Consider the following 5,161-nt stretch of genomic DNA (forward strand, 5'->3'; position numbering starts at 1 on the left):
GCGTGCTGGCCCGCTTTGAAGGCCCAATGGCGAGCTACACTGGTTCCGGTTTTTTTCGGAGCCGTCCCGTAGGAAGCACGCCATGTCCCTGTTCAGTTGGTTCAGCCGCAAACCTGCTCCCCCCAAGCCCCGACCGATGGCCGAGCCGTCCGGCCTGTTGAACGCCGACGCCACGGTCCCGCTGTCTCCCGGACGCCAGGGCAAGCCGCTGCTGGAGCCCGTACCGCCTGAGCACGCCGCCAACCGCAAGAACGAGCGCATGGAGCGCCGGGAGCTGCTCTATACCGTGGTGCGCGATGCCATGGTGCGCGCGGGCGTGCTGTCGGCCAGCTACAAATTCAAGGTGCTGTCGCTGGACCAGCGGGGGCGGCAGTTTCTGGTGATGATGGACCTGGCCCGCGAATATGGCGGCGAGACGGTGCGCCTGTCCGAGATCGAAGCGCTGATCGCGCAGACCGCCAAGACCCGCTACGACATTCTCGTGACCGCCGTGTACTGGCGGATCAACGACCATGTGGCGGTGGGGATTCCGCAAAAGGGCGTTGCACCCCACGGGGCGTCCCTGCAGGCCGCCCCTGCGGCCGCCCGCCGGCCGCAGCCCGCGGCCGCGTCCTCCAGGCCGGCTCCTTTGACCCCGGCCGCCACCGCGCCTGCGCCGCTCCAGCCGGCACTCAGCAACCCGCTGTTGCAGCCGTCGGGCAGCCTCGCTCCACCGGCCGTGGCACCCGCAGCGGCGCCGCGCGCAACCCCTCGCTACGAGCCCATCGAGGCGGACGAAGTCGCCGCGTTCAAGCGCGCCCTGGCCTCGGCCGCGGGTGCGGCGTCTGCAGCACCCGCTGGCGCCAAGCCCGGCGTGGCCGTTCGGTCCGGACCGTTGCTACCGCCTTCTGCACCCACGGGTTTCGAAGACACCGAGATGCCCGGCGCCGAACGGGGCCAGGATTTGAGCAGCACGCAATACGGCGAATTGAACTGAAGTGAAGTGAATTGAGCTGAGCTCAGCTGAGCTGAGCGCTGCCTTCACCCGGCGGCGGCGGTGGGGCCAGTGCCCGAACGGGGCTCAGTGTCCCGCGAAGTCGACCAGGGTGTACAGCGGAAGGCCGGACTCCCTCAGCCGTGCGGAGCCGCCCAGCTCCGGCAGGTCGACGATGGCCGCGCCCTCGGTCACCGTGGCCCCCAACTTCTCCAGCAGCTTGCGGCCCGCCATCATCGTGCCGCCGGTGGCAATCAGGTCGTCGATGAGCAGCACGCGGTCGCCGGCCTTCACGGCATCGGTGTGCAGTTCCACCGTGGCGCTGCCGTACTCCAGTTCATAGGTTTCTTCCACCGTGGTGAAAGGCAGCTTGCCCTTCTTGCGGATCGGCACGAACCCGACATTGAGCTCGTAGGCCACCACGGCACCCAGGATGAAGCCGCGCGCGTCCAGGCCTGCCACCACGTCCGGGCGCAGCGCCTTGTCCATGTAGCGGTGCACGAAGGCATCGATCAGCACGCGAAACACCTTGGGGTCCTGCAGCAGCGGCGTGATGTCGCGGAACTGCACGCCCGGGGCCGGCCAGTCGGGCACGGTGCGGATGTGTTGGCGAAGGTATTCGTTAACGCTGAGTGGTTGCATGGGCGTGGAGCGATCTCAAGAGGGGCCGGAGGCTGCAAACCCGGGTCCGCCATGGCGGCCGGGCAGGCAAGTGTATCCAGCCGTCCTGCGAGCAGCGCCGGGGCGTGGACTCAAAAAACCGGGGACGCTTCCAGGCCGTTCTGCGGCCTCATAATGGTTCTCAGCCAAGACAGGCGCCGGCCAGGGCGCCCATTCAACGCCACCCCACCCCGATCGGCCATGCCCATCACCATTTTGCTGATCGACAGCGACGCCCACCACGCCCAGCAGGTGGTGCATGCGCTGGCGGACCCGTGGTCAGGATGGCGGGTGGAGGTCGCCACCTCCCTGGCGCAGGCCCGGGAGCGGCTGCTGCAGCACAAGCCCGACATCGTGCTCGCGGCCCAGCGCACGGTCGATGGTTCGGCCTTTGACCTGCTGCAGTGGTTGGGCGGCGTGCCGGCCATCATCGTAGTGCGCCTGGGCGCAGAAACCCACGCGGCGCAGGCCATGCGCTACGGATTTGCTGACTTCGCCGTGCAGGACCCCGCGTGCGACTACCTCCTGTCGCTTCCCGCGCAGATCGATGCCGTCCTGGAGCGCAGCTCGTGGTTGCGGAGCCAACAGGCCGCCGAGGCCCTGCTGGCGCGGCAGCACCGCCTGCTGCAGGCGATCTCGCAGGCCCAGGCCATGTTCATTGCCAGCGCGGGTCCGCGGGCGGCGTTCGAGGCCCTGCTCCAGGCGCTGATGTCCCTGACCGAGAGCGCCTTCGGCATCGTGGGGCAGGTGCAGCGGGGCCCGGACGGTCACCCCTACCTCCGGGTGCACGCCATGACCGACATCAGCTGGGACGAGGCCTCGCGCGCCCGGTACGTTCAGCACGCCGAAGCCGGCATGGTCTTCGACAACCCGCATTCCCTCGTGGGTGCCGCCCTGCATTCGGGCGAACCGGTGATCGCCAACGACGCCAGCAACGATGCCCGCGCCGCGGGAACCCCTCTCGGCCACCCGCCCTTGCGCACTTACCTGGGGCTTCCCATCCAGGCGGGCGGGGAGCTGGTGGCCATGGTCGGCCTGGCGAACCGGCCAGAGGGGTATTCCGCCGGGGATGTGGACTTTCTTGCGCCGCTGCTGAACACCATCGGCCAGCTGGAGATGGCCCGCCGCGCCCAGCTGGCGCGCAGCGCCGTCGAGGCCGAGCTTGCGCGCACCAGCGCCTTGCTGGCCGAAAAGACCCGCGCGCTGGAGGGCACGCTGGCCAGCGTGCCGCAGGGCATTTCCAACGTGGACGCTGAAGGGCGGATCCGCGTGTTCAACCGCCGCTACCTGGAGCTTCTGGAACTCCCGGCCTCCTTGATGGAGTCGCAGCCGCATGCCGAGGACGTGGTGCGCTTTCAGGCCGAGCGCGGCGATTTCGGCGAGGGGTTCGAGCTGTTCGACCCTCACGTCCGCCAACTCCTCGCCGCCGGGATCACGGCGCAGGGCAGCGCGCTCCAGGTGCCCGAAACCTATGTGCGCCGCACCCGCAGCGGCCGCTATATCGAGGTGCGCACCCGTGCCCTCGAAGAGGGCGGGCGCGTCCGCACGTTCACGGACGTCACCGACTACCTCAGCACGCTGGAAGCGCTGCGCCTGAGCGAGTCCCGCTGGCGCAGCCTCACGCACCTGTCGTCCGACTGGTACTGGGAGCAAGACGCGCAGTTCCGCTTCGTGCGGCTGGACGGCAACCCCGCGCGGGCCACTGGCGTGCTTGACGAAACACATTATGGGCGCACGCACTGGGAACTGCCCGACACCTTTGTGCCCGAGAGGCAATGGCGGGAACACCGTCGGCAGCTGGAGGCGCGCGAAGTGTTTCACGACTTCGAAATGCAGCGGCTAAAGGCCGACGGGCAGCACATCTGGCTGTCCATCAGCGGCGAGCCCATCTTCGATGCGGCCGGACAGTTCACGGGTTACCGGGGCGTGGCGCGCGACATCACCGAGCGCAAGCTGGCCGAGGCGGAAATCCAGCGCCTGGCCTACTACGACGAACTCACCGGCCTGCCCAACCGGCGGCTGCTGATCGACCGGCTCGAGCGCGCAGCCCAGCTGTGCGCGCGGGAAGGCAAGCACGGGGCGCTGCTGTTCCTGGACCTGGACAACTTCAAGGGCGTCAACGACACCCATGGGCACGACTGGGGCGACCGGTTGCTGGTGCAAGTGGGTGCGCGCATCAGCGCCAGCGTGCGCGCCGTTGACACCGTGGCGCGCCTGGGTGGGGACGAGTTCGTGGCGGTGCTCCAGGGATTGAATGCCGACCCGCAGGTCGCGGCCGCCGAGGCGGAGGCGGTGGCGCAGAAGGTCCTGGCCATGCTGAACCAGCCCTTCGTGGTGCAGGACAGCGAAGTGCACAGCACGCCCAGCATCGGCATCGCGCTGTTTCGCGACATGCAGCTGCCGGCCCAGGAACTGCTCCAGCGCGCCGACCTGGCCATGTACCAGTCCAAGGCGCAGGGCCGCAACACGCTGAGTTTTTTCGACCCCGCCATGCAGGCCGCGGCCTCGGCGCGGTCGGCGCTGGAGGGGGACATGCGCCAGGGTCTGGCGCGCAACGAGTTCCTGCTGCACTACCAGCCCGTGGTGGACGACACGGGCGCCGTGCTGGGGGCCGAGGCGCTGGTGCGGTGGAACCACCCGGTGCGCGGCATGGTTTCGCCGGGCGAGTTCATCCCCATGGCGGAGCAGACAGGCCTCATCCTGCCGCTGGGGCGTGCCGTGCTGGCCCAGGCGTGCCGCCAGCTCGCCCAGTGGGCGGCTGATCCCCGTACGGAGGCCTGGAGCCTGGCGGTCAACGTGAGCGCGCAGGAGTTCCGCCAGCCGGACTTTGTCTCGGAGGTCTTGCGGACGCTGCAACATGGCGGGACGGATCCCGCCCGGTTGAAGCTGGAACTCACGGAAAGCCTGCTGCTGCATGACGTGGAAGACAGCATCCTCAAGATGCAGGCGCTGCGCGCGCACGGGGTGCGCTTCTCGCTGGACGACTTCGGCACGGGCTACTCGTCGCTGAGCTACCTGAAGCGCCTGCCGCTGGACCAGCTCAAGATCGACCAAAGCTTCGTGCGCGACGTGCTCACCGACCCCAACGACGCGACCATCGCCTGCACCATCATCACCCTGGCCCACAGCCTGGGCCTGGACGTGGTGGCCGAGGGCGTGGAGACCGAAGGCCAGCGCGAGTTTTTGCTGCACAACGGCTGCCGGAAGTTTCAGGGCTACCTGTTCGGGCGGCCCGGCCCGGCAGAACTGCTTCAGACGCTATCAAAATAGGAGCTGTTTGCGCAGATCCATCAAGCGCTGGGGCGGTATTTTCTTCTCATTCTTTTTTGTCTGGCACCGGGCCTGCGCAACCGGCGTGGCGCAGGCCAGGGCGGCCGAGCAAAGGCCGACCCGCAGCCGCTCGGGGGATCACCCTTTCAACAACTTGTCCTCGGCCAGGGCCAGCGCGGCGGGGTGGCCTGACAGCACCAGCGTGTCGCCCGCCGCCAGCTGGGCATCGTCCACGGCTGCGCTCAGGTGGCCGGTGCC

General features: G+C 68.6%; 3 protein-coding genes. 2 read left to right on the forward strand and 1 reads right to left on the reverse strand.

Going from position 1 to position 5,161, the window contains the following annotated elements:
* The first annotated feature begins 82 nt into the window (after positions 1–82).
* Positions 83–976: a hypothetical protein gene (locus MRY84_RS16560; protein WP_291506804.1), complete on the forward strand. Its 894-nt coding sequence runs from the start codon at positions 83–85 to the stop codon at positions 974–976.
* Between the two features lie 84 nt (positions 977–1,060).
* Here the strand turns inward: MRY84_RS16560 and MRY84_RS16565 are convergent, their stop codons facing one another.
* The gene (locus MRY84_RS16565) at positions 1,061–1,615 is read right to left on the reverse strand and encodes an adenine phosphoribosyltransferase (RefSeq protein WP_291506805.1); all 555 of its coding nucleotides are present in this window, start codon (positions 1,613–1,615) and stop codon (positions 1,061–1,063) included.
* A gap of 219 nt (positions 1,616–1,834) precedes the next feature.
* On the opposite strand from MRY84_RS16565, the gene MRY84_RS16570 reads away from it, so the two are divergent.
* Positions 1,835–4,903 carry an EAL domain-containing protein gene (locus MRY84_RS16570; protein WP_291506806.1) on the forward strand — a complete coding sequence of 1,023 codons (3,069 nt, stop codon included), beginning with the start codon at positions 1,835–1,837 and terminating at the stop codon, positions 4,901–4,903.
* Positions 4,904–5,161: the final 258 nt, after the last annotated feature.

Source organism: Acidovorax sp. (genome assembly GCF_022763525.1).
Lineage (GTDB): Bacteria > Pseudomonadota > Gammaproteobacteria > Burkholderiales > Burkholderiaceae_C > Acidovorax.